Here is a 26035-nt window from a genome sequence, read left to right on the forward strand (position 1 = left end):
CTTGAGCCGACGGTGGGCAGGGGGTACGACGGTCAGGATCATGGTCCTGACCGTCGTCCCCCCGTCGGTCGGCGGGCCCCGCCGTGCTCAGCGGGCCGGCGCCGTCACCGGTGCCGGCGCGTAGCCGGCGGGCCGGGTGGTGAAGGTGCCCCGGCCCTGGGTGCGGCTGCGCAGACGGGTCGCGTAGCCGAACAGTTCGGCCAGCGGCACGGTGGCGGTCAGCACCGCCGCGCCGCCACGGCTCTCGGAGCCGGTGACCCGGCCGCGCCGGGCCGCGAGGTCGCCGAGCACCCCGCCGACCGCGGCCTCGGGCACGGTGACCGTGACCTCGGCGACCGGCTCCAGCAGGGCCATCACCGAGGCGCGCAGGGCCTCACGGAGTCCGAGCCGCCCGGCGGTGCGGAACGCCGTGTCCGAGGAGTCCTTCACATGGGTGGAGCCGTCGGTCAGCGTGACCCGCAGCCCGGTCACCGGATGCCCGCCGAGCGGCCCCTCGGTCAGGGCGTCCCGGCAGCCGGCCTCCACCGCGCGCACGTACTCCTGCGGCACCCGCCCGCCGACGACGGTCGACCGGAACTCGAAGCCGACAGCACCGACGCCCGCCCCGACTTCGGTCCCTGCTTCGGCCGCGAGCGGTTCGACGTCCAGGACGACATGGGCGAACTGCCCCGCCCCGCCGTCCTGTTTGACGTGCCGGTACGTCAGCCCGCTCACCCCGCGCAGCACGGTCTCCCGGTGCGCGACCCTCGGCCGGCCCACCGTGACCTCCGGACCGCCGTCACGGCGGATCTTCTCCACCGCGACCTCCAGGTGCAGTTCCCCCATCCCGGACAGCACGGTCTGCCCGGTCTCGGGGTCCGTGCGCACCACGAGCGAGGGGTCCTCCTCGGCCAGCCGCGCCAGGGCGATGGCCAGCTTTCCGGTGTCGGTGGACCGCCGCGCCTCGACGGCCACGGACACCACGGGCTCGGCGACCACGGGTGGTTCGAGGAGCAGCGGGGCGCCGGGGTCGCACAGTGTCGAACCGGCGCGCGCCGACTTCAGCCCCACGAGCGCGACGATGTCTCCGGCGACCGCCCGGTCCAGCTGGGCGTGCCGGTCTGCCATGACCCGCAGGATGCGTGCGACGCGCTCGGTGCGCCCGCCGGCGCCCGTGTCGGCCACGGTGTCTCCCTTCTCGATCGTGCCCGAGTAGACGCGCACGTAGGTCAGGCGCCCGGTGCCGCTCGCGTTCACCTTGAACGCGAGCGCCGCGAACGGCGCTTCGGGGTCGGCCGACCGCCGCTGTTCGGCGCCCTCGTGGACGCCGCGTACGGCGGGGACGTCCAGTGGCGACGGCAGGTAGGCCACCACCGCGTCCAGCAGCGGCTCGATGCCGCGGTTGCGGTACGCGGAGCCGCACAGGACGACGACTCCGGCGCCGGTGCGGGTGAGGTCCCGCAGGGCGTCGGCGAGGGTGGCCGCGGACAGGGTCTCCCGGTCGCAGAACTCCTCCAGCGCGGCCGGATGCAGCTCCGCCACGGCCTCCTCGAGGACACGTCGCCGACGCAGCGCCTCCTCGCGCAGGCCCTCCGGCACCGGGCCCTCCTCCGGTGCCTCGGGTACGTCCGCGCCGCCGCCCCACACGAGCGCCCGCATGCGCACCAGATCCACGACACCGGTGAAGCGCTCCTCGGCGCCGATCGGCAACTGGACGACGAGCGGCGCCGGATGCAGCCGTTCGCGGATGGACGCGACCGCGGCGTCGAGGTCGGCACCCGCGCGGTCCATCTTGTTGACGAAGGCGATCCGCGGCACCTCGTGCCGGTCCGCCTGCCGCCACACCGACTCGCTCTGCGGCTCGACGCCCGCGACCGCGTCGAACACGGCGACCGCGCCGTCGAGCACGCGCAGCGAACGCTCCACCTCGTCGGCGAAGTCGACGTGTCCCGGCGTGTCGATCAGGTTGATCCGGTGCCCGTCCCAGGCGCAGCTGACGGCCGCGGCGAAGATGGTGATGCCCCGGTCGCGCTCCTGCGGGTCGAAGTCGGTGACGGTGGTGCCGTCGTGCACCTCACCACGCTTGTGGGTGGTGCCGGTGGCGTACAGGATCCGCTCGGTGACGGTGGACTTGCCGGCGTCGACGTGGGCGAGGATGCCGAGGTTGCGGATGACGGAGAGGGGGTTGGCGGAGAGGGGGTTGATGTTCGTGCGCACGGCCCGTGGCCTTTCTGAGGCTCAGGAGAGAGCAGGAAAAGGGCAGCGCGATTCCCCGGACGAGAGCGGACACACGGGTCCGACCGAACCTGCCCAGATGCAGGGCGGGTTGACGCATGAGGTCGATGAGGTCAGAGGCTCGTCGCGGGCATCCGGTGCCGGCCGCGCAGCGGGCACCGGACGGACGAGGACACCAGGATCACCTCGGACCGCGACGGGGGAACGACGACGGCGGTACGGTCACGCACGGCCGGGCTCCCCTCAGTGGTCACGAAACACGCCGCCTCGAGGTCGTTCGGGCGACGTGCGCTACGGGAGTGAGTCTAGGAAACGGACCCGGTCGGCGAACATCGATTTTCTCCTCCGCACGGCCTCCCGGGGCCAGGGCCTGCTAGAGCCGTGCGAGTTCGTTGTCGAGCCAACGGCTGTCGCGCCGGTGGATGTCGGCCAGTCGGTGCCAGGCGGGGGCGTCGAAGAGCGCGGCGCGGGCGTCGTCCAGGGTGTGGTGGCGCGGACCGAGGAGTTCCCGGGTGATGACGATGGATGCGAGGGCGGGGAGGCCGTCCGCGTGCATCTTCTTGTGCACGGTGCGCATGCTCTTGCGGTGCAGCAAGTCCCGGTACCCGTGGATCCGCGGCTGCAGCCACCGTACGTGGCGGTCGTACTCGCCCTCGTCCTCCGTTCCGTCTTCCGTGTCCGGCGCTGCCGTCCGGAAGGTCGGTGCGAGGGCGGCGGACAGGCGGTCGACGAAGTCCGCCTCCGTGCCACCGATGTCCGGGTACTCGGCGACGAAGTGCTCCCACTCGACGGCCGTCCGGAGCGCGGCGATCTCTCCGGGCCCCACGGGGCGGCATCCGTCGGACGGTTCGGCCTGAAGGAAGACGTCCCGGAGCACGTCGTAGCGCAGCGAGGTGTGCTCGGCCAGCAGGACGGCGTCGTAGAGGTCCTTGCCCTGGGGGTGGCCGTCGCACATCAGCCACATGATCTTCCAGGCCAGGGAGAGTTCGGCCGTGGCCGCGTTGAGGAGGACCTCGGAGTCGCTCGTGGTGGAGGGCAGCAGGGCCGGTTCGGGGGCGGTGGGCAGGGACTCGTTGAAGACGAAGTCGAGCTGTACGGTCCCTCCGGGCAGGTCGTCGCAGGTCCACGGCAGGACCAGGCGCCGTCCGGGTACACGGTCGTACGTCCAGATGTCGTCGCTGACCGCGCCGGCGGCGTCGATCCGTACGCCGCTGCCGAAGCGGTGGGCGGTCGCCTCGGCGGCCGCGGCGATGGCGTCGAGCATGGCCGACGTCCGCGCCTCCTCGATCCGCCACGAGGCGGGCGTGACGATGAAGTCCAGGTCCCCGGGTTCGCGTGCCGCGTCCCCGAACCACGCCCGGAGCAGCACACTGCCGCGCAGCACGAGCGAGTCCGCCCAGGACGAATCGGCGACGGCTTCGAGGACCACGTCGATCGCGGTACGGCGGGCCTCACGCCATCTCTGTTCGACGTCCGGGTCGGCGAAGCGCGGATCGGCGGCCCGGTAGGCGTTGCTGTACTGCTTGAGCGCCGGGTCGAAGACGGAGCGTTGTACGGCGCGTTCGTCGGAGACCGGTCGTAGGGTCGAGGGCAGGTCGAGCCGGGACCGGGTGCCGTCGTCGAGCGGAACCTGCGGCACGGTGTCGCCGTGCCATGCGAACTCCTCCCAGGCGCCAGTCATTGCGTACCCCTCTCTGGCCCGTGGCCGTCTCCGTCTGATTCCGTCGCGGACGATCGCCGGGCGATCATCGTTCGCAGGGCCCGGGCGAGTCGGCGGAGCCAATCCTCCGCCGTCCCCCGGACCCTGGGGTAATCCTCCAACGCGGCCCAGTCCACGTCCCACCGGAGCACCGCGTCCGGGTCGAGAGCGTCCGCCGGCTCGCGCGCCGCCCGTCGGAAGACGGACCGCAGCAGGCGCGGCGGAAGGCATGCGCCCTCCGTCTCGGCCACGTCCGCGGTGACGGCCTCGGCGAGGAGTACCGCGTCGTACAGGTCCTTGCCGCGGGCCCGGCCGCCGTCCTGGCTGTCGGTGTGCAGCCACAGCAGCTTCCACGCCAGGGAGAGGTCACGGCTCGCGGTCCGTACGGCCGTGGGCCTTCCGCCGTCGCCTCGCGGTATCAGTGTCCACACCGGCGATTCGGGGAGTTGCTCGTCCCGGGCGAAGTCCAGCTGCACCAGCCCGCCTTCGTCGGATGGCGTGCCCTCCGCGTGCCACGGGATGAGCAGGCGTACGCCCGGGGTGTCGTAGCCTGCGTACGCCCAAGTGCCGTCCACGCGCGCCGCCTTCGCGTCCAGGAAGACTCCCGGGGCGGCCTGCGGCGACCGCGCCACGCGCTCAAGCAGGTCCAGGTACGGGGGGCTCGGATCAGAGACATCCTGTTCGCTCAGCCAGTGCAGGCCTTCGGGTGGCAGGACAGGCCGTTGCCCGGCGGTGTCGAACTCCTCGTACGTCCACATCTCGTACCGTGCCGCGCCGTCGGCGGCCTCGGGCCACTGCTGCACCTCCTCGACGTGGTCGACGTACGGGAACGGGTCCAGCGTGTCGACTCCTACGGCGCCCTCCAGGACCACCCAGTCGAGGTCGGCCGGTTCGCGGGCCGCGTCTCCGACCCAGGCCGGCATGACCATGCTTCCACGGAGGACCAGGCTGCCGCTCCAGGGGGCGTCCGCGATGAGACGCAGTACGTGATCCAGGGCCGCGCGCCGGGCCGGACCGTGGTCGTGGGCGCCCGCCGAGAGCGGGCCGTGCGGCGAGAGCGGACGGCGCGGCGCGGGCGGGTGCGAAGCCGTCATGCGAGCCCCGGTACCGGCCCCGGTATGAGCGACGCTGTGCGATTCGGTATGTGCCGCCCTATGTGCTTCGGTTCGCCTGCGATCCAGCCGGCGTCCACCGCGGGGTTGTCGTCGTGCACCACGAACTCCCGCTCCACCTCCACGACGGCGTGCCCGGCCTCCTTCAAGGCATCGAGCAGCAGGTCCAGGCGACGGCCCGCCTCAGGTCGTCCCACGCCCCGGCAGCGCTGGGTGACGAACCGCTCGTGCAGTCCCCCGGCCGCCGCCCGGCGGGCGTTGCGGGAGAGGTGCGCGGAGTGGGACTCAGCCAGCGTGCGCACCGCCGCGAGCTGTGACTCGTGCAGGAGCAGCTTGATGTGATGCTCGAAGTAGTAGTGGTCGGGGAGGGCCGTGGCCTCGGCATCCGTGCGCGGGACTCCGGCGTTCCACGGAGCGGCCTCGATCTTCACCCGGGTCACGCGGAAGCCGTCGTCACGCAGCCCTGCCGCCCATCGCCCGGCCGCCGTCATCTGCTCGGCCAGGGTGCCCTGCCCCCGGCCGGTGAGCATCGGCTGGTCCGGCGTCCTGCCCCGGTCGAGGAGGATCCGGGTGTACTTGAGGCCATGGCGTTCCGCCCACAGACGCGCGGGCGCGTCCTCCCCGCCCCTGCCGTCGTGCGGCTGGACCGTCAGGTGGATCTCGAACTCCCCCGCGAACTCCGCCATGGAGTCGCCCATGAAGTCGCCCATGGAGTCACCCACGGAGCCGCATTCACCGTCGCCTCGCTCTCTGATCATGCTGCCGACCGTACCGCCCGCCACTGACATCAACGGCCGTCCGCGGGCGGGCCCCGGGCCCCTTCACGCCACGCGCCCGCCGACGCCAAGTCAGTGAACGGCCGTCTCATCGCGCGCCATGCCGCGCCCCGTACACCGGCTGCGGCCGCTCCGCCTCGGCGAGCAGCTTCAGCGCCGCCTCGCCCGCCTCCGCCGGCGTCCAGCGGGCGCCCTTGTCGGCGGTCGGGCCCGGCCGCCAGCCCTCCATGACGGTGATCCGGCCGCCCTCGGCCTCGAAGACCCGCCCCGTCACCCCGGCACTGGCGGCGGACCCCAGCCAGACGACGAGCGGGGAGACGTTCTCCGGGGCCATGGCGTCGAAGCCGCCGTGCTCGGGAGCCGCCATGGTGTCGGCGAAGGTCTGCTCGGTCATCCGCGTGCGGGCGGCCGGGGCGATGGCGTTCACCTGGACGCCGTAGCGGATCGTCTCGGCGGCGGCCACGAGGGTCAGGCCGACGATCCCGGCCTTGGCCGCCGCGTAGTTGCCCTGGCCGACGCTGCCCAGCAGCCCGGCGCCGGAGCTGGTGTTGATGACGCGGGCCTGGGGCATGTGGCCGGCCTTCGCCTCGGCGCGCCAGTGTGCGCAGGCGTGCTTGAGCGGCAGGAAGTGGCCCTTGAGGTGGACGCGCATGACGGCGTCCCAGTCGTCCTCGTCGAGGTTGACGAGCATGCGGTCGCGCAGGAACCCGGCGTTGTTGACGAGGGTGTCGAGGCGGCCGAAGGTCTCCAGGGCGGTGGCGACGAGCGAGGCGGCGCCGTCGGAGGTGGCGATGTCCCCGCCGTGGGCCACCGCCTCGCCGCCGAGCGCGCGGATCTCGTCCACGACCTGCTGGGCCGGTCCGGCGGCCCCGCCCGTGCCGTCGAGGCCGACGCCGAGGTCGTTGACGACGACCCTCGCGCCCTCGGCGGCGAGGGCGAGGGCGTGCGCGCGGCCGAGCCCGCGGCCCGCGCCGGTGACGACGGCGACGCGTCCGGTGCACAGTCCGGTCATGGAGAGGGTGTCCTTTCTGACAGTTCGGTGAGGGAGATGAGCGAGTCGCGGTCTCGGCGGGAACGGCCCCGCACCTCACCGGAGTTGGTCACTTGTTGACGGTGGCGGCGTCGAGGAAGGCCGGGCGCTCGCCTCCACCGTGGACGTGCAGGCTGGCGCCGCTGATGTACGCGGCACGGCCGGAGGCGAGGAAGACGCACGCGTCGCCGACGTCGGCGGGCTCGGCGAGCCGGCCGAGCGGCACGGTGCGGCCGACGGCGGCGATGCCGTCCTCGTCGCCGTAGTGCAGCTCGGACAGTTCGGTGCGGACCATGCCGAGGACGACCGTGTTGACCCGTATCGTGGGCGCCCATTCGACGGCCATGGAGCGGGCGAGGTTGTCGAGGCCGGCCTTGGCGGCGCCGTACGCGGCGGTTCCGGGTGAGGGGCGGGTCCCGCTGACGCTGCCGATCATCACGATCGACCCGCCGCCGCCTTGGTGGCGCATCACCTCGTACGCGGCGAGCGAGGCGGTCAGGGGGGCGAGCAGGTTCAACTCGACGACACGGGCGTGCCGTTCGGCTCCTTCCGCTCCGCCCTCGCCGAGCAGCCGGAAGGGGGTGCCTCCGGCGTTGTTGACCAGGGTGTCCAGCCGGCCGTACTCGCTGCGCACCTGCGTGAAGAGGCCATTGACGCATTCCGCGTCGCGCAGATCGACGGGGAGGAAGCGGGCCGTGCGCCCGGCCGCCTCCACGGGCTGGTCCGGAGGCCGTCGCGCGCAGGCCACGACCTCCGCGCCCGCGGCGAGCAGGGCCCGGGTGATCCCCGCGCCGACGCCCCGCGTGCCACCGGTGACGACGGCCACGGAACCCGACAGATCGATGATCGCTGCCAATGGGCACCTCCCGCAGTGAGCGGACCGCTGCTACCTTGCGACCTAACAAACGTTTGGTGGAAAGGTAGCTGATCTGCCCATGGGTGTCTCCACCTCCGCCCCGGAACAGGGCGTCGCCGTCGTCACCGTGGACTTCCCCCCGGTCAACGCCCTTCCCGTACAGGGCTGGTACGACCTGGCCGCCGCCGTGCGCGCCGCCGGGGCCGACCCGAAGGTGCGCTGCGTCGTGCTCACCGCCGCAGGCCGGGGTTTCAACGCGGGCGTCGACATCAAGGAGATGCAGCGCACGGCCGGGCACAACGCCCTCATCGGCGCCAACCGCGGCTGCTTCGAGGCGTTCGCGGCGGTGTACGACTGCGAGGTACCGGTGGTCGCCGCCGTGCACGGCTTCTGCCTGGGCGGCGGCATCGGCCTGGTGGGGAACGCCGACGCGATCGTGGCAAGCGAGGACGCGACCTTCGGCCTGCCCGAACTGGACCGGGGCGCACTCGGCGCCGCCACCCATCTGGCCCGGCTGGTCCCCCAGCACCTGATGCGGGCCCTGTACTACACCTCGCGCACCGTCACCGCCGAGGAGCTGCACCGGCACGGCTCGGTGTGGCGGGTCGTTCCCCGCGAGCAACTCACCGAGGCAGCCATGGAGTTGGCGCGGGAGATCGCCACCAAGGACGGCTCCCTCATCCGCCTCGCCAAGGCCGCGATCAACGGCATCGACCCGGTGGACGTCCGCCGCAGCTACCGCTTCGAACAGGGCTTCACCTTCGAGGCGAACCTCAGCGGCATCGCCGACAAGCACCGCGACGCGTTCGTATCGGCCAGGGAGGACCGGCGTTGAGGAAATCGACCAAGGAGGACCGGCGTTGAGGAACAAGACGATGACCCCCGAGGACGTCGTCGGCCGCCTGCGCAGCGGCATGACGATCGGCATCGGCGGCTGGGGTTCGCGGCGCAAGCCGATGGCGCTGGTGCGCGCGCTGCTGCGCTCGGACGTCACCGACCTGACCGTCGTCTCCTACGGCGGCCCCGACGTCGGGCTGCTGGCCGCCGCCGGGAAGATCCGCAAGCTCGTCGCGGCCTTCGCGACCCTCGACTCCATCCCCCTGGAGCCCCACTTCGCCGCGGCCCGGCAGCAGGGTGCGCTGGAGCTGGTGGAGCTGGACGAGGCGATGTTCATGTGGGGCCTGACGGCGGCCGCGCACCGGCTGCCGTTCATGCCCATCCGGGCGGGCCTCGCCTCGGACGTGATGCGGGTCAATCCCCAGCTGCGGACGGTGAGATCGCCGTACGAGGACGGCGAGGAGCTGGTCGCCGCACCCGCCCTGCGCCTGGACGCGGCCCTCGTCCACCTCAACCGGGCGGACCGGCACGGCAATGCGCAATACCTCGGCCCCGACCCCTACTTCGACGACCTGTTCTGCGAGGCCGCCGATGCCGCTTACGTCTCCTGCGAGCGGATCGTGGACAGCGCGGACCTGCTCAAGGACGCCGGACCGCAGACCCTGCTCATCAAGCGCGCGTTCGTCAACGGCGTCGTCGAGTCCCCGAACGGCGCGCACTTCACCTCCTGCGCCCCGGACTACGACCGCGACGAGGCGTTCCAGCGTGCCTACGCCCTGGCCGCCAAGGACCCCGAGACCTGGCGGGCGTTCACCGAGCGGTTCCTGTCCGGCGACGAGGACGCGTACCAGGCCGCCGTCGCGGCGTTCCACGAGGAGGAAGCAGCAGCATGAGCAGTCGTACGACGACGGCGACGCGGGCCGAGTACTGCGTCGTCGCCTGCGCCGAGGCCTGGCGGGGCGCGGGCGAGGTGCTGGCCAGCCCGATGGGCACCGTCCCGATGATCGCGGCCCGGCTGGCGAAGCTCACCTTCTCCCCCGAGCTGCTGCTGACCGACGGCGAGGCGCTGCTCATCGGCGATGTACCGGCGATCGGCGCGCGGGCCGAGGTGGTGGAGGGCTGGCTGCCCTACCGCCAGCACCTGGCCCTGGTCGCCACCGGACGGCGGCACGTGATGATGGGCGCCGCCCAACTCGACCGGTACGGCAACCAGAACATCTCCTGCATCGGCGACTGGGCCCGACCGGCGCGGCAGTTGCTCGGCGTGCGCGGCGCCCCCGTCAACACCCTCAATAACCCCACGAGTTACTGGGTTCCCAAGCACTCCCCGCGCGTGTTCGTCGAGCGGGTCGACATGGTCAGCGGAGTCGGTTACGACCGTGCCGCCGCGGCCGGCCACTCCGCGACCCGCTACCACCGCATCCCGGAGGTCATCAGCGACCTCGGCATCTTCGACTTCGACACCTCGGACCGCACGATGCGGCTGCGCTCGCTGCATCCGGGAGTCACCGTCGAGCAGGTCGCCCGGGCCACCGGCTTCACGCTGACGATCCCCGACGAGGTGCCGTACACCCGCGACCCCACCGACGAGGAGCTGCGGCTGATCCGCGAGGCCGTCGACCCGAAGGGGCTGCGAGACCGCGAGGTGCCGGCATGAGCTTCACCCTCGACACCCCGCTGACCAAGCTCGTCGGCGTCCGGCACCCCGTCGTGCAGACCGGCATGGGGTGGGTGGCCGGGCCCCGGCTGGTCTCGGCCGTCGCCGAGGCCGGCGCGCTGGGCATCCTCGCCTCGGCCACCATGACCGTCGAGCACCTCCGCTCCGCCGTCCGTGAGGTCAAGTCCCGTACGGACGCGCCGTTCGGTGTCAATCTGCGGGCGGACGCCGGGGACGCGGCCGAGCGGGTGCGGATCATCATCGAGGAGGGGGTGAAGGTCGCCTCGTTCGCGCTCGCGCCCTCCCGGGAGCTGATCGCCCGGCTCAAGGACGCCCGGGTGGTCGTCATCCCGTCCGTCGGCGCCAGGCGGCACGCCGAGAAGGTCGCCGCGTGGGGCGCCGACGCCGTGGTGGTGCAGGGTGGCGAGGGCGGCGGCCACACCGGAAACGTCGCCACCACCGTCCTGCTCCCCCAGGTCGTGGACGCCGTGGACATCCCGGTGATCGCGGCCGGCGGCTTCCACGACGGACGCGGCCTGGTCGCCGCGCTGGCCTACGGCGCCGCCGGGATCGCCATGGGCACCCGCTTCCTGCTCACCTCGGACAGCACCGTCCCCGATGCGGTCAAGGCCAAGTACCTGGCCGCGACCGTCAAGGACGTCACCGTCACCACCAAGGTGGACGGCCTGCCGCACCGGGTGCTGCGCACGGAATTGGTCGACGCGCTGGAGCGCTCGGGCCGGGCCGCCGCGCTGCTGCGGGCGATCCGCCACGCCGCGGCCTTCCGGCGTGAGAGCGGCATGAGCTGGCCGCGGATGGTCCGCGACGGCCTGGCGATGAAGCACGGCAAGGAACTGACGTGGAGTCAGATCCTGCTGGCCGCCAACACTCCCATGCTGCTCAAGGCGTCGATGGTCGACGGCCGCACCGACCTCGGTGTGATGGCCTCGGGCCAGGTCGCCGGCCTGATCGACGATCTGCCGTCCTGCGCCGAACTCGTCGACCGGATCATGACCGAGGCACAGGCCACGCTCCGCGCCCTGCCCTCCGCGAGCCGCTGAAAAAGGATCACTTCGGGCGGCCTCATGCGCGACCTCCTCAGAACAGCCCACGTCTCACAACCGGTCCGCGTCTCAGAGCCGCTCGATGATGGTGACGTTGGCCTGGCCGCCGCCCTCGCACATCGTCTGCAGGCCGTAGCGGCCACCGGTGCGCTCCAGCTCGTGCAGCAGGGTGGTCATGAGCTTGGTGCCGGTGGCGCCCAGGGGGTGGCCGAGGGCGATGGCGCCGCCGTTGACGTTGACCTTCTCCGGGTCGGCGCCGGTCTCCTTCAGCCACGCCAGCACGACGGAGGCGAACGCCTCGTTGATCTCGACCAGGTCGATGTCGTCGAGCGTCATCCCGGCCTTCTTCAGCGCGTACGCCGTGGCGGGGATGGGCGCGGACAGCATCCGGATCGGGTCCTCGCCGCGCACCGAGAGGTGGTGGACGCGGGCGCGGGGGGTCAGACCGTGTTCCCGTACGGCTCGTTCGCTCGCGATCAGCAGCGCCGAGGCGCCGTCGGAGACCTGGGAGGAGACGGCGGCGGTCAGCCGGCCGCCCTCGACCAGCGGCTTGAGGCCCGCCATCTTCTCCAGGCCGGTGTCCCGGCGCGGGCCCTCGTCGGTCGTCACGTCCCCGTACGGGGTGATCTCGCGCTCGAAGCGGCCCTCGTCGATGGCCCGGACCGCCCGCTGGTGGGAGCGCAGCGCGAACTCCTCCATGTCCCGGCGGGAGATGCCCCACTTCTCCGCGATGAGTTCGGCGCCGTGGAACTGGTTGACCGGCTGGTCGCCGTAGCGGGTCCGCCAGCCCTGGGAGCCGGCGTAGGGGCCCTCGGTCAGGCCGAGCGGCTCGGCGGCCTGCCGGCTGGCGAAGGCGATGGGGATCTGCGACATGTTCTGCACGCCGCCCGCCACCACCAGATCCTGGGTGCCGGACAGGACGCCCTGGGCGGCGAAGTGCAGGGCCTGCTGCGAGGAGCCGCACTGCCGGTCCACCGTGACGCCCGGCACCTCCTCGGGCAGCCCGGCCGCCAGCCAGCAGGTACGGGCTATGTCGCCGGCCTGCGGGCCGACGGTGTCCAGGCAGCCGAAGACGACGTCCTCGACGGCGGCCGGATCGATGCCCGAGCGCGTCACCAGCGCATTGAGCACGTGTGCGCCGAGGTCGGCGGGATGGACCGCGCTGAGTCCTCCGCCGCGCCGCCCGACGGGCGTGCGGACCGCTTCGACGATGTATGCCTCGGCCATGGCCACTCCTCTTGGGACTCGTTCCGTGTCTACGACGTCAGGTCAGGTGCACCCCGTCTCAAGGGTGCTGGCTGCTGACCGACACGATCTCCCCCGTCATGTACGAGGAGTAGCCGGACGCCAGGAAGACGATGACGTTGGCCACCTCCCACGGCTCGGCACAGCGGCCGAAGGCCTCGCGGGAGGTCAGGTCCTCCAGCAGTTCCGGGGTGGTGACCTTCGCCAGGTGCGGGTGCATGGCGAGGCTGGGCGACACGGCGTTGACCCGTACCCCGTACTCGGCGGCCTCGACGGCGGCGCAGCGGGTGAGCGCCATGACGCCGGCCTTGGCGGCGGCGTAGTGCGCCTGACCCTTCTGCGCGCGCCAGCCGATCACGGAGGCGTTGTTGACGACGACGCCCCCGCCGCCCGCCGCCTTCATCCGGCGCAGCGCGGCGCGGGTGCAGCGGAAGGTGCCGTTCAGGGTGACGTCGAGGACCTTGTCCCACTGTTCGTCGGTCATGTCGACGAGGTCGGCGGTGCCGCCGAGTCCGGCGTTGTTGACGACGATGTCCAGGCGGCCGTGCCGTTCCTCGGCGAGGTCGAACAGCGCGGCGACCTGGGTCTCGTCGGTGACGTCACAGGTCAGCGCCGCAACACGGTCCGCGCCGAAGGCCGCGGCCAGTTCCGCTTCGGACTCCTTGAGCCTGCGGGCGTGGGCGTCGGAGAGGACGACACGCGCGCCCTCCTCCAGCAACCGCCGTGCGGTGGCGCCCCCGATACCGGCGCCGGCGGCGGCGGTGATGACGGCAGTGCGGTCTCGGAGGAGACCGTGGCCGGGGACGTACGGGGGTGGGGTAGGCGCGGGCGAGGTCATGGGCGGGCCTCCTTGGGCAGGCAGCTCATCGGCGGCTGTGGAGGGCTCTCGACGGCTGACAGCCCGTTAGATTAACCTACCAAACACTTGTTAGGGAAGGAGGGCAGATGTCCGCTGCCCGCACCACACCCACGGAGCCCGTCCACACCGAACGTCACAGCTGCTGGGACCACGTCGAACCGCGCGCCGAACTCGCCGATCGTGCACTGTGGTTGGCCATCCGGGCGGAGGCCGGGGCCTGATGGATCTCACCTTCACCGCCGCCGAGGACGCCTTCCGGGCCGAGGCCCGCGCCTGGCTCGCCGCCCGTGTGCCCGAGCGCCCGCTGCCCTCGCTGGAGACGGCGGAGGGCTTCGCGGCCCACCGGGAGTGGGAGCGCACGTTGTCCGCCGACCGCTGGTCGGTGGTCTCCTGGCCCGAGGAGTACGGCGGCCGGGGCGCCTCGATCCTCCAGTGGCTGATCTTCGAGGAGGAGTACTACGCGGCGGGCGCGCCCGGCCGGGTCAGCCAGAACGGCATCAACCTCCTGGCCCTGACCCTGTTCGAGCACGGGACGGCCGAGCAGCGCGCCCGCATCCTGCCGTCCATGGCGAGCGGCGAGGTGATCTGGGCCCAGGCCTGGTCCGAGCCGGAAGCCGGTTCCGACCTCGCCTCGCTGCGCTCCACGGCCCGGCGCACCGACGGCGGCTGGCTGCTCAGCGGTCAGAAGACCTGGTCGTCGCGGGCCGCGTTCGCCGACCGCGCCTTCGGCCTGTTCCGCAGCGATCCTGGCGCGGACAAGCCCCACAGGGGCCTGACCTACCTGATGTTCCCGCTGGACGCCGACGGGGTGACGGTACGGCCCATCGGGCGGCTCGACGGCAAGCCGGCCTTCGCCGAGCTGTTCCTCGACGACGTCTTCGTGCCCGACGAGGACGTGATCGGCGAGGTGGGCCAGGGCTGGCGGGTGGCGATGAGCACGGCGGGCAACGAGCGCGGGCTCACCCTGCGCAGCCCGGGTCGTTTCACCGCGGCCGCCGACCGGCTGACCCGGCTGTGGCGCGAGCGGGCCGACCCGTCCGACACCGCGCTGCGCAACCGGGTCGCCGACGCGGTGATCGGCGCCCGCGCCTACCAGTTGTTCACCTTCGCGGGCGCCTCGCGGCTGGCGGCCGGGGGGTCGATCGGCGCGGAGTCGAGCCTCAACAAGGTCTTCTGGTCCGAGCTGGACATCGCTCTGCACGAAACCGCCCTCGACCTGCTCGGCCCGTACGGCGAACTCTCCGACGAAGCCGGGGAAGCGCCCGCGCACGGCGGCTGGGCCGAGGGCTACACCTTCTCCCTCGCGGGCCCCATCTACGCCGGCACCAACGAGATCCAGCGCGACATCATCGCCGAGCGGCTGCTCGGCCTGCCGAAGGGACGCCGGTGATGCGGTTCCTCCTCGACGACGAGCAGCGGGAGTTCGCCCGCTCGCTGGACGGCATGCTGGCGGCGGCAGGCACCCCCGCGGCCGTCCGGGCCTGGGCGGGCGGGGACCACGGCCCCGGACGCGCCCTGTGGGCCCGGCTGGCGGAGGCGGGGGTCTTCGGCCTCGCGGTCTCCGATGAGCACGGCGGTTTGGGTGTGCTGCCCATCGAACTGGCCGTCTCCTTCGTCGAGTTGGGCCGCCACGCGGTGCCGGGCCCCTTGGTGGAGACGGTGGCCGCCGCCGCCCTCCTGGACCGCCTGGACCTCCTGAACCGCCAGGTCCGCGTGAACCGCCTGGACCTCCAGGTCCCCCAGGGCAACGAAACCGCGGCCGCCGCCTGGCTGCCCGGCATCGCCGACGGCAAGACCATCGCCTCCCTGTGCCTGCTCTCCACCGAGAGCCCCTACGCCCTGGACGCAGACGCCGCCGACGCGGTGTTCGTCGTCGAGCGCGACACCGTACGCCTCACGCAGGACCACGGCGACCCCCAGCCCTCCCTCGACCCGGCCCGCCGCCTGGCCCGCCCACGTGGCGGAACCGTCCTGGCGCGGGGGCCCGAGGTGCTCGCCGCGGCCGCGCACGCCGCCGATGTCGCCGCACTGGCCACCGCCGCCCAGGCCCTCGGGCTGGGCCGCGCCCTGCTGGACCGGACCGTCGCCCATGCCCGGCAGCGCACCCAGTTCGGGGTGGCCATCGGCTCCTTCCAGGCGGTGAAGCATCGCCTCGCCGACACACTCCTCGCCCTGGAGTTCGCCCAGCCCCTGGTCCACGCCGCGGCCCTGGCCCTCGCCTCGCACGACCCGGACGCGGGTCGGGACATCGCCGCGGCGAAGGTCTCCTCCTGCGAGGCCGCCTACGCCGCCGCCCGCACCGCCCTCCAGATCCACGGCGCCCTCGGCTACACCGAGGAGCTGGACCTGTCCCTGTGGATCCGCAAGGCCCGCGCGCTGCGCTCCTCCTGGGGCACACCGTCGGCCTGCCGCGCCCGCGTCCTCGCCCCCTGATCCCACTCGCCATGGATCGACCTCGCGGACGGGCGGCGGGAATGCCGGAGAACCCATGGCCAGGGCCATGGGTTCTCCGGTCTCCGGGGGTCGGGTCGGGGCGGGTCAGCCGAGCTTGGCGGACATGTCGTACCGCTTGTAGATCTCCGCGGCGTTGTCCTTGGTGATCGCGGTGGTCTCCAGGGTCTGCTTCTTGCTGACGGTCTTTCCGTGCGCGATGGCCTCGGCGGTGTCCGCCGCCTCCTGGGCGCCGGTCGGGTAGATGAAGGTGGTGTACATCTGGCCGAGCTGCACGGCGCGGATGCCCCCGGTCGGGATGGCGAGGCCGTCGATGCCGATGAACTTGATGCCGTCGGCCTTGCGGGCGCCGCGGGCGGCGAGGACGGCGCCGAGGGCCATGTCGTCGTTCTCGCCGTAGACGAGGTCGATCTTCTTGTTCTGGGCGAGCCAACGCTGCGTGATCGCGGTGGCGTTGGCCTTCAGCCACTTCGCCTCCTGGTGGTACACGACGTTGATGCCGTGTCCGGCGATGGCGTCTCTGAAGCCCTTGTCGCGGTCGATCTGCGGCTGGTCGGACAGGGTCCCCTGCAGCTCGGCCACGTTGCCGCCGTGCGGCAGGGCCTTCACCGCCGCCTCACCGGCCATCTTGCCGATCTTGTAGTTGTCGCCGCCGATGAAGGACGTGTAGCAGTCGGTGTTCACCGTGCGGTCCAGGACGATGACCGGGATGTGCGCGTTGCACGCCTGCTGCACCGCCGCGGTCAGCGGGGCCGGCTCGTTGGGCGAGAGGATCAGGACGTCGACCTTCTGCTGGATGAAGTTCTGCACCTGGCTCACCTGGGTGGCGCTGTCCTGGTGCGCGTCCGTGATGGGCAGCAGCTTGAGGTCCGGGTACTTCTTGACGAAGTACTGGAGCTGCTCGTTGAGCTGGGCGCGGTACGGCTCGGCGTTGTTGGACTGGGAGTAGCCGACCACGAACGTCTTCTTGCCGCCGCTGCCCGAGCCGGCGGCGTCGGTCTTCGGCGCGTGGGCGGCGCAGGAGGTGAGGGCGGCGACGGTGGCGACCGCGCCGGCGACGGCCACAGCGGTGCGGCTCAGGGACACAGCGGACACAGGGGACTCCTTGCGTGGGTGAGGGTGAGGGTGAGCGTGAGCGGTGGTGCGGGGGGGGTGAAGGGGGCCGGGAGCGCCGGGGAGTGTGGGGGGCCGGGGATGCCGGGGGCGCGGGGAAGGTCAGGCGCGGGTGCGCAGACGGCGCAGCGGCTCGATGAGGGGCTGGAGGAAGCCCGGGCGCTGCAGCACGACGGCGGCGACGACGATGAGGCCCTTGATGATCATCTGCATGTTGTCGCTGATCGCGTTGAGCCCGAGGATGTTGTCGAGCAGGGTGAGGATCAGGGCGCCGATGGCGGTGCCGGTGATGGTGCCCTTGCCGCCGGCCAGACTGGTGCCGCCGATGACGGCCGCGGCAATGGCGTCCAGCTCGTAGGAGGTGCCGGCCATCGGGTCGGCCGAGGCGCTGTAGGCGGCGTCGATCGGACCGGCGAAGCCGGCCAGCAGGCCGCACAGCGTGAAGACGGCGATGATCACCAGGTTGACGTTGACCCCGGAGAGCCGGGCGGCGGTGGGGTTGCCGCCCACGGCGTACACATGCCGGCCGAACCGGGTCCTGGAGAGCAGCAGTTGGACCAGGACGCAGACCGCGACGAACGCGAACACGGGGTAGCCGATGCCCGCGATCAGGGTGTGCCCGGGGGTGCCCAGCGCGGCGAACGCCTCGGCCTTGGGGGTGAGGTGGCCGTGCGGGTCCACCAACTGCACACCGACGGCCACGTTGTCGCTCATCTGCCGGTCGATGCCGCGCACCACCGAGAGCATGGCCAGGGTCATCACGAAGGACTGGATGCGCAGCCAGGTGGTGCCGATCCCGTTGAGGAGGCCGAAGAACGCACCCACCAGCGCGCACAGCGGGACGATCGCCCAGGGCGACAGGCCCTGGTGGACCAGCAGCATCGCCGCGGTCATGGAACCGATGCCCAGCACCGAACCCACGGACAGGTCGATCCCCGCGGTGAGGATGACCAGGGTGACGCCGACCGCGAGGATGCCGCGCGAGGCGAACGCGGTGACGGCGTTGGTGAGGTTGTCCTGGTTCCAGAAGATCTGGCCCTTGGTGACGATGCCGACGGCGACCACCAGCAGCAGGCCGATGTAGCTCTGCAGCGAGCCGAGTGCCGGCAGGGCCCGGGACAGGCGCTCGCGCAGCGTCTGGAGCTGCTCACCGGTCCCGGTGGCCGTGTCGGCCGGTGGGAGTGTCTTGCTCATTTCTCTGCCTCGTTCCCGTCCGCCGGTGGTCCGGCCACAACGTTCTGCCGTGCCATCGCCGCGGTGAGGATGGCTTCCTGGGTCGCGGCCGGCCCGTGGGCCGGGTCGCGATGGAACTCGCCGGTCAGCCGCCCCTCGCAGAGGACGATGATCCGGTCGCACATGCCGATCAGCTCCGGAAGCTCGGAGGAGACGGCGATGATCGCGGTGCCCTGCTTGGCGAGGGCGTCCATCAGGGCGTGGATCTCCGCCTTGGCCCCGACGTCGATCCCCCGCGTCGGCTCGTCGAGCAACAGCACCGAGGGCTCGGTGAGCAGGCACTTGGCCAGCACCACCTTCTGCTGGTTGCCGCCGGAGAGGGTGCCGACCACCGCGTCCAGGCTGTGCGTCTTGGTGCGCAGCTCGGCGACCTTGCCGGCCGCGGCCGCCTTCTCGCGGCGGGCGTCCACCGTGCGCCACGGCCTGAGGTAGCGGTCGAGGGCGGCGAGGGTGGTGTTGAACCGTACGGTGTTGCCGATCACCAGGCTCTGCGCCTTGCGGTCCTCGGCGACCAGGGCGATGCCCCGGCGGATCGCCGTACGAGGGGTGTGCGGGGTGTACGGGCGGTCGTTCAGCGTGATCTCGCCGCGCACGCGGTCGCCGGCGCCGAAGAGGGCCTCCAGCACCTCGCTGCGCCCGGCGCCCATCAGCCCGGCCACGCCGAGGATCTCCCCGGCCCGCACCTCGAGGTCCACCGAGTGCAGGGGCGTACGGGTGCCGGCGGGCGCGGGAGTGGTCGTAAGACCCTTCACGCGCAGTCGTACCGGGCCGTCGGACCGCTGCTCCGGCGCCCGGGGGAACAGCTCCCCGAGCGGCCGTCCGACCATCAGCCGCACCAGTTCGGCGCGGTCGGTGCCGGCGATCGGGCGGTGGCCCGCGAAGGTGCCGTCGCGCAGCACGGTCGCCGAGTCGGCGATCTCCTCCAGTTCCTCCAGCCGGTGGGAGATGTAGATCAGCCCGACGCCCCGGGCCGCCAGCCGGCGGATCACGGCGAACAGCCGCTCCACCTCGGCCTCGGCGAGCGCGGACGTCGGCTCGTCCAGGACCAGGATCCGCAGGGTGCCGTTCAGTGCCTTGGCCACCTCGACGAGCTGCTGTTCGGCGATGCGGCAGTCGCGGACCAGCCGCCCGGGGGGCAGGGAGAGGCCGAGGTCGGCCAGCAGCTCCGCGGTGCGGGCGTGCATCGCCGCGCGGTCCAGGGTGCCGCGTGCGGTGCGCAGTTCGCGGCCGAGGAAGACGTTGTCCGACACGGACAGCTCGGGCACCAGGTTGAGCTCCTGGTGGATCATCGCGATGCCGTGCTGCTGGGCGTGCTTCGGTGAGTGGATCCGCACCGGCTCACCGTCGATCTCGATGGTGCCCTCGTAGTCGGCGTGGACTCCGGCGAGGATGTTCATCAGCGTCGACTTGCCGGCGCCGTTCTCGCCGAGCAGGGCCACCACCTCGCCGGGGTGGACGGTCAGTTCGACGTCGCTGAGCGCCCGGACGCCCGGGAACTCCTTGCTGATGCCCCGCATTCGCAGCAGGGCGGGCGGCGCGCCGCTCATGCCGCGCCGTCCGCGTTCATCCGCGCCATCGCGGACCTCCATGGTGCACAGGTGCCGTAGTAGGAATAGGAACAGGATCAGGAAATCGATTTCATGAGATCGCGCACCAAACCCCTCCAGCAAAGGAAAGTGGTTCAGGAATGGCCGCCTTACAGCGGTGGATGGCCCAGCGGGCTCTTGAAATCCTTTTCAGAGGGAACGTAGGGTTTGATCTCCGAGGGTGTCAAGAGTCCGGTACAGGTCGGGCGAGAGGTCGGAGGACCGATGACGACGATCAACGACGTGGCCCAGGCCGCCGGGGTCTCCCCCGCCACGGTCTCCCGCGTCCTGAACGGGGGCCGTGTCACGGCCGAGCGCGCCGAGCGGGTCCGGCGCGCGGCGGCCGAGCTGGGCTTCGCCCCAAACCGGGTCGCCCGTTCGCTGCGGATGCGGCGCAGCAGCCTCGTCGGACTGATCATCCCGGACATCGAGAACCCGTTCTTCACGGCGCTGGCCCGCGGCGTCGAGGACGCCGCCCAGCGGACCAGCTTCTCGGTGGTGCTGTGCAACACGGACGGGAACGTCGACAAGGAACGGCGCTATCTGGACATCGCGGTCGCCGAGCGGATGGCGGGCGTCATCGTGGCCGCCGCGTCCCAGAGCCGCACCGACGTGTCGCCCCTGCAGAGCCGCGGCATACCGGTGGTCGCGGTGGACCGCCGCCCCGGCGGGGCCGGAGTGGACGCCGTACTGGTGGACAACGAGGAAGGCGGCGCGGCCGCCACCACCCACCTGCTGGCCCGCGGCTACCGGCGGATCGCCTGCATCACCGGCCCGCAGGGCGCCTCCACCGCCGAGGAACGGCTCGCCGGCTACCGCAGGGCGCTACGGAGATTCCTGGACGCCGACGGGGGCGCTGCGGCCACTCACGCCACTCCATCTGCTCCCACCACTTCAGCCCATGACGTGGACCTGCTGCACGACTACACCCGGCACGCCGACTTCAAGGTCGAGGGCGGGTACACGGCCATGACCGATCTGCTCGCGCTGCCGCAGCGGCCGGACGCGGTTTTCGCGGCCAACAACCTGATGGCCGTGGGGGCGCTGCAGGCGGTGCGCGAGGCGGGGCTGGAACCACCGGAGATCGGCGTCCTGTCGTTCGGCGAGGTGCCCTGGGCGCCACTGGTGCATCCCGGCCTGACCACGGTCCAGGTGCCCTCGTACGACCTGGGGCGGACCGCGGCCGGACTGCTGCTGGACCGGATCTCCGGAAAGGAGCAGCCGCTGCGCACCGTGGTGCTGCGCAGCTCCCTCCAGATCAGGCAGACCACCGCGGGACCGGCGTGAGCCGAGGCGCCGCCGGGCGCTCTCGCGGCGCGTGGAATTCGACACAATTTGCCCGCTTCAGGTCACATGGATGCATAAATGGTTCTTTGAAGTCGGCTGCTCCTCGGTAACCGGCTCCAGGGATTCAACGACCAGTGGCATGGGAGAAGCGTTTGATCACGGTACGTAAGCGACGCACGGGGCTGATGGCTACGGCCGGCGTACTCGGCGGCGTACTCGCGCTCACGGCCCTCGGCGGTACCAGCAGCGCTGCCACCGGCGGCAACGACACCGGGAGCCAGCAGAAAACGCAGGCGCAGGGAGATCAGGCCGCCGCCCAGGACGCTTCCGACGCCCGAATAAAGATCACTCCCGGGTACGGTGCCTACAGCGTCGGGATCAACGACCCCGTCAAGGTCACTGTCAGCGACGGCAAGCTCACCAAGGTGGTGATGACCGCCGTCGCGACCGGTACCGAGGTTCGGGGCGCCCTGGCCGCGGACGGCACGTCCTGGAAGGTGGACGGACCGCTGAAGCGGGCCACCAAGTATCAGATCGCCGCGGAGGCCGAGGACGCCAAGGGCCGCTCCGTCACCGGGAACGCCACGATCACCACGGTCTCCCCGGCCAACAACTTCATCGGGCACGTCTCCCCCGAGGCCGGCTCGACCGTCGGCGTGGGCATGCCGGTCAGCGTCAACTTCGACAAGGCGATCAGCGACAAGGCCGCCGTGGAGTCGGCGATCCAGGTCAGCTCCACCAGCGGCCAGCGGGTCGTCGGTCACTGGTTCAACGACAACCGCCTGGACTTCCGCCCCCAGAACTACTGGCAGCCCGGCTCCACCGTCACCGTCAAGCTCACTTCCTACGGCGTCCAGAAGACGGTCACGTTCAAGATCGGCCGGAGCCAGATCAGCACCGTCGACGCCAAGACGAAGCAGATGACCGTCGTACGGAACGGCAAGACGATCAGGACCATCCCGATCTCGTCCGGCAGCCCCGAGCACCCCACGTACAACGGCCAGATGGTCATCTCCGAGAAGTACCGGCAGGTCCACATGAACGCGGCGACCGTCGGCCTCACGGAGAAGGACGGCAAGCCCTCGTACGACATCAAGGCCGTACCGCACGCCATGCGGCTGACCGACTCGGGCACGTTCATCCACGGCAACTACTGGGGTGCCGACTCGGTCTTCGGCAAGGTCAACACCAGCCACGGCTGCGTGGGTCTGAAGGACGTCAAGGGTGGCGGCGACGGCAAGCAGCCCGCCGCGTGGTTCTTCGACCACTCGTTGACCGGTGACGTCGTGATCGTCAAGAACTCCGCGGACAAGACCACGCTGGCCCCGGGCAACGGCCTCAGCGACTGGAACATGCCGTGGAGCGAGTGGGTCGCGGGGAGCGCGACCGGCTGACGCCACGCCGCTCGGCCCACATCTGAACCTGATTCCCTCCCGCCAGGCGGCGGCCGACACCATGCCGGCCGCCGCCTGCGGCGTCAGGACACTCGAACAGTCCGCGGCTACGGGTTACTTCTGCGGGAGCGTGGCGGGGCCCGGGAGTCGTATCCAGCTCCCGGGCCCCTGGGGATGCCACCCAATTGCGCACGCCGGCGGCGTTTAAGAGGACGGATCAGTCATCATGCCGTCGTGTTCTTCCTTTGAACTACCGCACCGCGTGAGAGGTGCAGGCGAGATTCGAACTCGCATCCGACGGCGTTCGTCCGGCCTCGTTCGATCCGGCGATCGGCGGCGATGCTGAGACTGGAGCGAGAGTCTGAGATTGACCGCGGCTGCCTCTGCCATGTTGGGCTACCCCGGCTCGTGGGTGGTGCTGTGCCGGGGGAAGGACTCGAACCTTCACTGTCACCGCGTGCTTCAGGCTGAACTTCAGTGTCAGCTTGCGCTCATCACGCGAACCAGGCCTCAATCCGGCCCGCGTCTGTTGCGCACCCCCGCGCTCGCACGCGGGGGCGATCGTGGATGCTACCCGTGGCCGGTGTCAGCCGAGCAGGTAGCCGAACACCGCGTCGCCGATGCGCTGGTCGGTGACCTCGGCGCCGTTGGCCTCCTCGCGGGCGAACTTCACCGCCTGCTGGAGCTTCTCGACCCGCTCCACCAGCTCGTTCACCCGCCGCGCCGGAAGGGCTCCGGAGAATTTCACGGTCGTCCAGTACCCGATGGGCACGTCCTCGTAGTACACCTCCACCTGCGCCGGGTGCTTGTCGGTCGCCTCCGCCTTGACGTGGTTGCGCGGGACCTTCTTCGTACGGATCGTGCGGACCGGGTCCGTCTTCCACCAGTCCGTCGACGGGTCGTGGGACCAGGACTCGGCAGCGTCGAGGGTGGGCAGTTTCCTGACGAACGTGTGCAGGTCGGTGAGCTGCTTCTCCAGGAACAGGAGGTAGCTGACCGGAACGTCGGCGACGATCGTGCGGCCGTCGACCGTGACGTCCGCGCGGGCCGCGCAGTTCGCCCAGTCCTTGGTGGCGGTCACGTCGAAGAGCCGGGTGAGCGACGCGGACATCTCCCGCAGCACGTCCTCGGCCTGCACCTGTACCCGCGTGGACTCGGGCGGCAGCTGCTCGCCCTCCTCGTCCTTCGGCTGGTACGTGCGCGAGATGCCAGCCAGCAGCGCCGGCTTCTGCACCTTGTGGTGCGCGGCGGTGATGTCCTGGAGCGACTTGCTCTTGACACCCTTCTCGACAGCGATGATCTGGTTCAGTTTCGCCACTTCGGGTCCCCCTTCGAACAGGCAGGAACGTACCTCAGCGACTCGAACGCCCGCACTCCCTTTATCGCCCCGCCTCGCCTCAGGCTGCACCCTCCAGGTGAAGACTTGTCCCGGACAGACTGTGTCGGTCACCGGCCTGGGTGTCGGTGCGGCCGCGCGGCGCATGTGCGCAGGGGGGCCGATGGCGGCGGGGTCGTCCGGCACGTCCCAGTCGGCGACCCGGTCCGGGTCCAGCAGCCGACTGCGGGCCACCAGGAGGGCGATGTCGTCGCGCGGGCGGTCGGGCAGCAGGGCCTCCAGCGCCGCCGCGGTGCGGGCCGCGGCCGAGGAGATCTTCGCCCGGCTCGGCCATCTCGGCCGACCCTGAGCAGTTGTTGCGCACTGCGCACTTCAATGCGCCATAGAAGACATACCCCTTGACCACCCCTCGCCCCCGACGCGACGATGTTGCGTATCACTCTCATCGTTGCGTATGACGCATTCACGGAGGATGCCATGTCTCCTCGCCCGCAGCCCGGCCGCGAGTTCGTCCTCACCCTCTCGTGCCCCGACCAGGCCGGCCTCGTCCACGCCGTGACCAGCTTCCTCATGAGCCACTCCGGCAACATCCTGGAGAGCCAGCAGTTCGACGACCGTCTCCAGGACCGCTTCTTCATGCGGGTGCACTTCGACGTCTCGCACCCGGCCACGTCCCTGGAGCAGTTGCGCTCCGGATTCGGCCCGGTCGCCGAGGCGTACCGGATCACCTGGCAGCTGCACGACGCCTCGACCCCGACCCGCACCCTGATCATGGTGTCGAAGTTCGGCCACTGCCTGAACGACCTGCTCTTCCGCCAGTCCACGGGCGCGCTTAACATCGAGATCCCGGCGATCGTCTCCAACCACCGCGATTTCGAGCCCCTGGCCCGCAACTACGGCATCCCCTTCCACCACATCCCGGTGACCAGGGACACCAAGGCCGAGGCGGAGGCCCGGCTGCTGGAACTCGTCGACGAGCTCGGCATCGACCTCGTGGTGCTCGCCCGTTACATGCAGATCCTCTCCGACGACCTGTGCAAGAAGCTCGACGGCCGGGCCATCAACATCCACCACTCCTTCCTGCCGAGCTTCAAGGGCGCCAAGCCCTACGACCAAGCGCACGAACGCGGCGTCAAGCTCGTCGGGGCCACGGCGCACTACGTCACCCCCGACCTCGACGAAGGCCCGATCATCGAGCAGGACGTCGTCCGCGTGAACCACTCGCACGCCCCGGACGAGCTGGTCACCATGGGCCGCGACGTCGAGGCCCGGGTCCTCGCGCGTGCCGTGGAATGGCACAGCGAGAGCCGCGTGCTCGTGAACGGCAACTGCACGGTCGTGTTCCGCTGACATCCGCGTGCGCAGACGGCCTCCCGACCCGGGGGGCCGTCGTATAACCTCCCTCTGCAACCCCCTCGGCAACTACGGGTCATCCGGGCCGCCCATGCGTATAGTTGCATCATGAGCAACTACCGCGCAGATGGCGAAACAACGGCTCCCGCCGTGAGCGGCGTGCAGTCCGTCGACCGTGCCGTCAGCGTGCTGGAGATCCTCGCGCAGCGCGGGGAAGCGGGTGTCAGCGAGGTCGCCGCCGAGATCGACGTCCACAAGTCGACCGCGTTCCGTCTGCTCGGGGCGCTGGAGGCGCGGGGTCTGGTCGAGCAGGCGGCCGATCGCGGCAAGTACCGGCTCGGTTTCGGGATCGTGCGCCTGGCCGGCGCGGTCACGGGCCGTCTCGACATCACCCAGCAGGGCCGGGAGGTGTGCGAGCGGCTCAGTGAGGAGATCGGCGAGACCGTCAACATCGCCGTCCTTCAGGAGCACTACGCCGTCAACCTCTACCAGGTGCGCGGCCCGGGCGCCGTCGGCACCCACAACTGGGTCGGGCAGCTCACCCCGGTGCACGCCACGTCCAGCGGCAAGATCCTGCTCGCCCACCTGCCGGCCAAGCAGCGCGACGAAGTGCTCGCGGCCTCCGGACTGCAGAAGCTCACGCCGCACACCCTGACGGCCAGGAAGAGGCTGGAGAAAGACCTCACCGAGGCGCGCGAGCGCGGGTACGCGGTGACGCTGGAGGAACTGGAGATCGGACTGCACGCCATGGCGGCCCCGGTCCGCTCCCACCACGGCGAGGTCATCGCCGCCATCAGCGCCTCCGGTCCCGCGTACCGCTTCACCGAGGAGCGCATGCACGAGCTCGCGCCCCTGCTGGTCAAGGGCGCGGAGGAGATCAGCCACCGGATGGGCTACATCGGCTGAGCCTCCTCGGGCGAGGGGACACGGCGG

The 26035-nt window shown here is 71.3% G+C and carries 23 protein-coding genes; 11 read left to right on the forward strand and 12 right to left on the reverse strand.

Going from position 1 to position 26035, the window contains the following annotated elements; genetic code table 11:
• Positions 1 to 87: 87 nt before the first annotated feature.
• The 6 genes from fusA to ABZ865_RS07910 form a co-directional block, all read right to left on the reverse strand.
• Positions 88 to 2196, reverse strand: a complete 2109-nt coding sequence (gene fusA, locus ABZ865_RS07885) for an elongation factor G (protein ID WP_361225579.1) — start codon at positions 2194 to 2196, stop codon at positions 88 to 90.
• Positions 2197 to 2587: 391 nt separating this feature from the next.
• On the reverse strand, positions 2588 to 3895 hold the full coding sequence (locus ABZ865_RS07890) for a nucleotidyl transferase AbiEii/AbiGii toxin family protein (protein WP_361225582.1): 1308 nt from the start codon (positions 3893 to 3895) through the stop codon (positions 2588 to 2590).
• Positions 3892 to 5007: a nucleotidyl transferase AbiEii/AbiGii toxin family protein gene (locus ABZ865_RS07895; protein ID WP_361225585.1), complete on the reverse strand. Its 1116-nt coding sequence runs from the start codon at positions 5005 to 5007 to the stop codon at positions 3892 to 3894. The genes ABZ865_RS07890 and ABZ865_RS07895 overlap by 4 nt, the downstream gene beginning before the upstream one ends.
• Entirely contained in the window at positions 5004 to 5783 is a 780-nt protein-coding gene (locus ABZ865_RS07900; protein ID WP_361225588.1) for a hypothetical protein, read from the reverse strand. Before ABZ865_RS07900 ends, ABZ865_RS07895 begins: the two co-directional genes overlap by 4 nt.
• Positions 5784 to 5889: 106 nt before the next feature.
• The gene (locus tag ABZ865_RS07905; protein WP_361225591.1) at positions 5890 to 6813 is read right to left on the reverse strand and encodes an SDR family oxidoreductase; all 924 of its coding nucleotides are present in this window, start codon (positions 6811 to 6813) and stop codon (positions 5890 to 5892) included.
• An 88-nt stretch (positions 6814 to 6901) separates the two neighbouring features.
• A complete protein-coding gene (locus ABZ865_RS07910; RefSeq protein ID WP_361225594.1) occupies positions 6902 to 7687 on the reverse strand; it encodes an SDR family oxidoreductase in 786 nt (261 codons plus the stop codon).
• A gap of 79 nt (positions 7688 to 7766) precedes the next feature.
• Between ABZ865_RS07910 and ABZ865_RS07915 the strand changes: the two genes are divergently transcribed.
• From ABZ865_RS07915 to ABZ865_RS07930, 4 genes are read left to right on the forward strand one after another with little or no spacing between them, the layout of a single operon-like run.
• Complete coding sequence (locus ABZ865_RS07915; protein ID WP_361225597.1) at positions 7767 to 8522, forward strand: enoyl-CoA hydratase family protein; 756 nt, start codon at positions 7767 to 7769, stop codon at positions 8520 to 8522.
• A gap of 25 nt (positions 8523 to 8547) precedes the next feature.
• The gene (locus ABZ865_RS07920; RefSeq protein WP_361225600.1) at positions 8548 to 9417 is read left to right on the forward strand and encodes a CoA-transferase; all 870 of its coding nucleotides are present in this window, start codon (positions 8548 to 8550) and stop codon (positions 9415 to 9417) included.
• The gene (locus ABZ865_RS07925; protein ID WP_361225603.1) at positions 9414 to 10181 is read left to right on the forward strand and encodes a CoA-transferase; all 768 of its coding nucleotides are present in this window, start codon (positions 9414 to 9416) and stop codon (positions 10179 to 10181) included. The genes ABZ865_RS07920 and ABZ865_RS07925 overlap by 4 nt, the downstream gene beginning before the upstream one ends.
• Positions 10178 to 11242 (forward strand): nitronate monooxygenase, encoded by a 1065-nt coding sequence (locus tag ABZ865_RS07930; RefSeq protein ID WP_361225606.1) that lies wholly within the window; start codon positions 10178 to 10180, stop codon positions 11240 to 11242. The genes ABZ865_RS07925 and ABZ865_RS07930 overlap by 4 nt, the downstream gene beginning before the upstream one ends.
• A 72-nt stretch (positions 11243 to 11314) precedes the next feature.
• Here the strand turns inward: ABZ865_RS07930 and ABZ865_RS07935 are convergent, their stop codons facing one another.
• Positions 11315 to 12472 carry an acetyl-CoA C-acetyltransferase gene (locus tag ABZ865_RS07935; protein WP_361225610.1) on the reverse strand — a complete coding sequence of 386 codons (1158 nt, stop codon included), beginning with the start codon at positions 12470 to 12472 and terminating at the stop codon, positions 11315 to 11317.
• 58 nt (positions 12473 to 12530) lie between these two features.
• A complete protein-coding gene (locus ABZ865_RS07940; RefSeq protein ID WP_361225613.1) occupies positions 12531 to 13328 on the reverse strand; it encodes an SDR family oxidoreductase in 798 nt (265 codons plus the stop codon).
• A 107-nt stretch (positions 13329 to 13435) separates the two neighbouring features.
• Here ABZ865_RS07940 and ABZ865_RS07945 point away from each other — a divergent pair, with 107 nt between their 5' ends.
• From ABZ865_RS07945 to ABZ865_RS07955, 3 genes are read left to right on the forward strand one after another with little or no spacing between them, the layout of a single operon-like run.
• Positions 13436 to 13570 carry a hypothetical protein gene (locus tag ABZ865_RS07945; protein WP_361225616.1) on the forward strand — a complete coding sequence of 45 codons (135 nt, stop codon included), beginning with the start codon at positions 13436 to 13438 and terminating at the stop codon, positions 13568 to 13570.
• Complete coding sequence (locus ABZ865_RS07950; RefSeq protein ID WP_361225619.1) at positions 13570 to 14739, forward strand: acyl-CoA dehydrogenase family protein; 1170 nt, start codon at positions 13570 to 13572, stop codon at positions 14737 to 14739. Before ABZ865_RS07945 ends, ABZ865_RS07950 begins: the two co-directional genes overlap by 1 nt.
• Entirely contained in the window at positions 14739 to 15782 is a 1044-nt protein-coding gene (locus tag ABZ865_RS07955; protein WP_361225622.1) for an acyl-CoA dehydrogenase, read from the forward strand. The genes ABZ865_RS07950 and ABZ865_RS07955 overlap by 1 nt, the downstream gene beginning before the upstream one ends.
• A gap of 105 nt (positions 15783 to 15887) precedes the next feature.
• On the opposite strand, the gene ABZ865_RS07960 is transcribed toward ABZ865_RS07955, so the two are convergent.
• The 3 genes from ABZ865_RS07960 to ABZ865_RS07970 all read right to left on the reverse strand — a co-directional run bounded on the left by ABZ865_RS07960 (position 15888) and on the right by ABZ865_RS07970 (position 19693).
• Positions 15888 to 16895: a substrate-binding domain-containing protein gene (locus ABZ865_RS07960; RefSeq protein ID WP_361225625.1), complete on the reverse strand. Its 1008-nt coding sequence runs from the start codon at positions 16893 to 16895 to the stop codon at positions 15888 to 15890.
• 120 nt (positions 16896 to 17015) lie between these two features.
• A complete protein-coding gene (locus ABZ865_RS07965) occupies positions 17016 to 18107 on the reverse strand; it encodes an ABC transporter permease (protein ID WP_361225628.1) in 1092 nt (363 codons plus the stop codon).
• Positions 18104 to 19693: a sugar ABC transporter ATP-binding protein gene (locus ABZ865_RS07970; RefSeq protein ID WP_361225631.1), complete on the reverse strand. Its 1590-nt coding sequence runs from the start codon at positions 19691 to 19693 to the stop codon at positions 18104 to 18106. The genes ABZ865_RS07965 and ABZ865_RS07970 overlap by 4 nt, the downstream gene beginning before the upstream one ends.
• Positions 19694 to 19957: 264 nt before the next feature.
• Between ABZ865_RS07970 and ABZ865_RS07975 the strand changes: the two genes are divergently transcribed.
• Together ABZ865_RS07975 and ABZ865_RS07980 are read left to right on the forward strand one after the other, a co-directional pair.
• On the forward strand, positions 19958 to 21019 hold the full coding sequence (locus ABZ865_RS07975) for a LacI family DNA-binding transcriptional regulator (protein ID WP_361225635.1): 1062 nt from the start codon (positions 19958 to 19960) through the stop codon (positions 21017 to 21019).
• A 185-nt stretch (positions 21020 to 21204) separates the two neighbouring features.
• Positions 21205 to 22413, forward strand: a complete 1209-nt coding sequence (locus tag ABZ865_RS07980; RefSeq protein ID WP_361227224.1) for an Ig-like domain-containing protein — start codon at positions 21205 to 21207, stop codon at positions 22411 to 22413.
• Between the two features lie 586 nt (positions 22414 to 22999).
• Here ABZ865_RS07980 and ABZ865_RS07985 read toward each other — a convergent pair.
• Positions 23000 to 23731, reverse strand: a complete 732-nt coding sequence (locus ABZ865_RS07985) for a hypothetical protein (protein WP_361225638.1) — start codon at positions 23729 to 23731, stop codon at positions 23000 to 23002.
• Between the two features lie 495 nt (positions 23732 to 24226).
• Between ABZ865_RS07985 and purU the strand changes: the two genes are divergently transcribed.
• Both purU and ABZ865_RS07995 read left to right on the forward strand, forming a co-directional pair.
• Positions 24227 to 25099, forward strand: coding sequence for a formyltetrahydrofolate deformylase (purU, locus tag ABZ865_RS07990; RefSeq protein ID WP_361225641.1), 873 nt, complete (start codon positions 24227 to 24229; stop codon positions 25097 to 25099).
• Positions 25100 to 25210: 111 nt separating this feature from the next.
• A complete protein-coding gene (locus ABZ865_RS07995) occupies positions 25211 to 26008 on the forward strand; it encodes an IclR family transcriptional regulator (RefSeq protein ID WP_361225644.1) in 798 nt (265 codons plus the stop codon).
• Positions 26009 to 26035 lie beyond the last annotated feature (27 nt).

Origin of the sequence: Streptomyces sp. NPDC047085 (assembly GCF_040643735.1) — a bacterium.
In the GTDB taxonomy this organism is placed as follows: Bacteria; Actinomycetota; Actinomycetes; order Streptomycetales; family Streptomycetaceae; genus Streptomyces.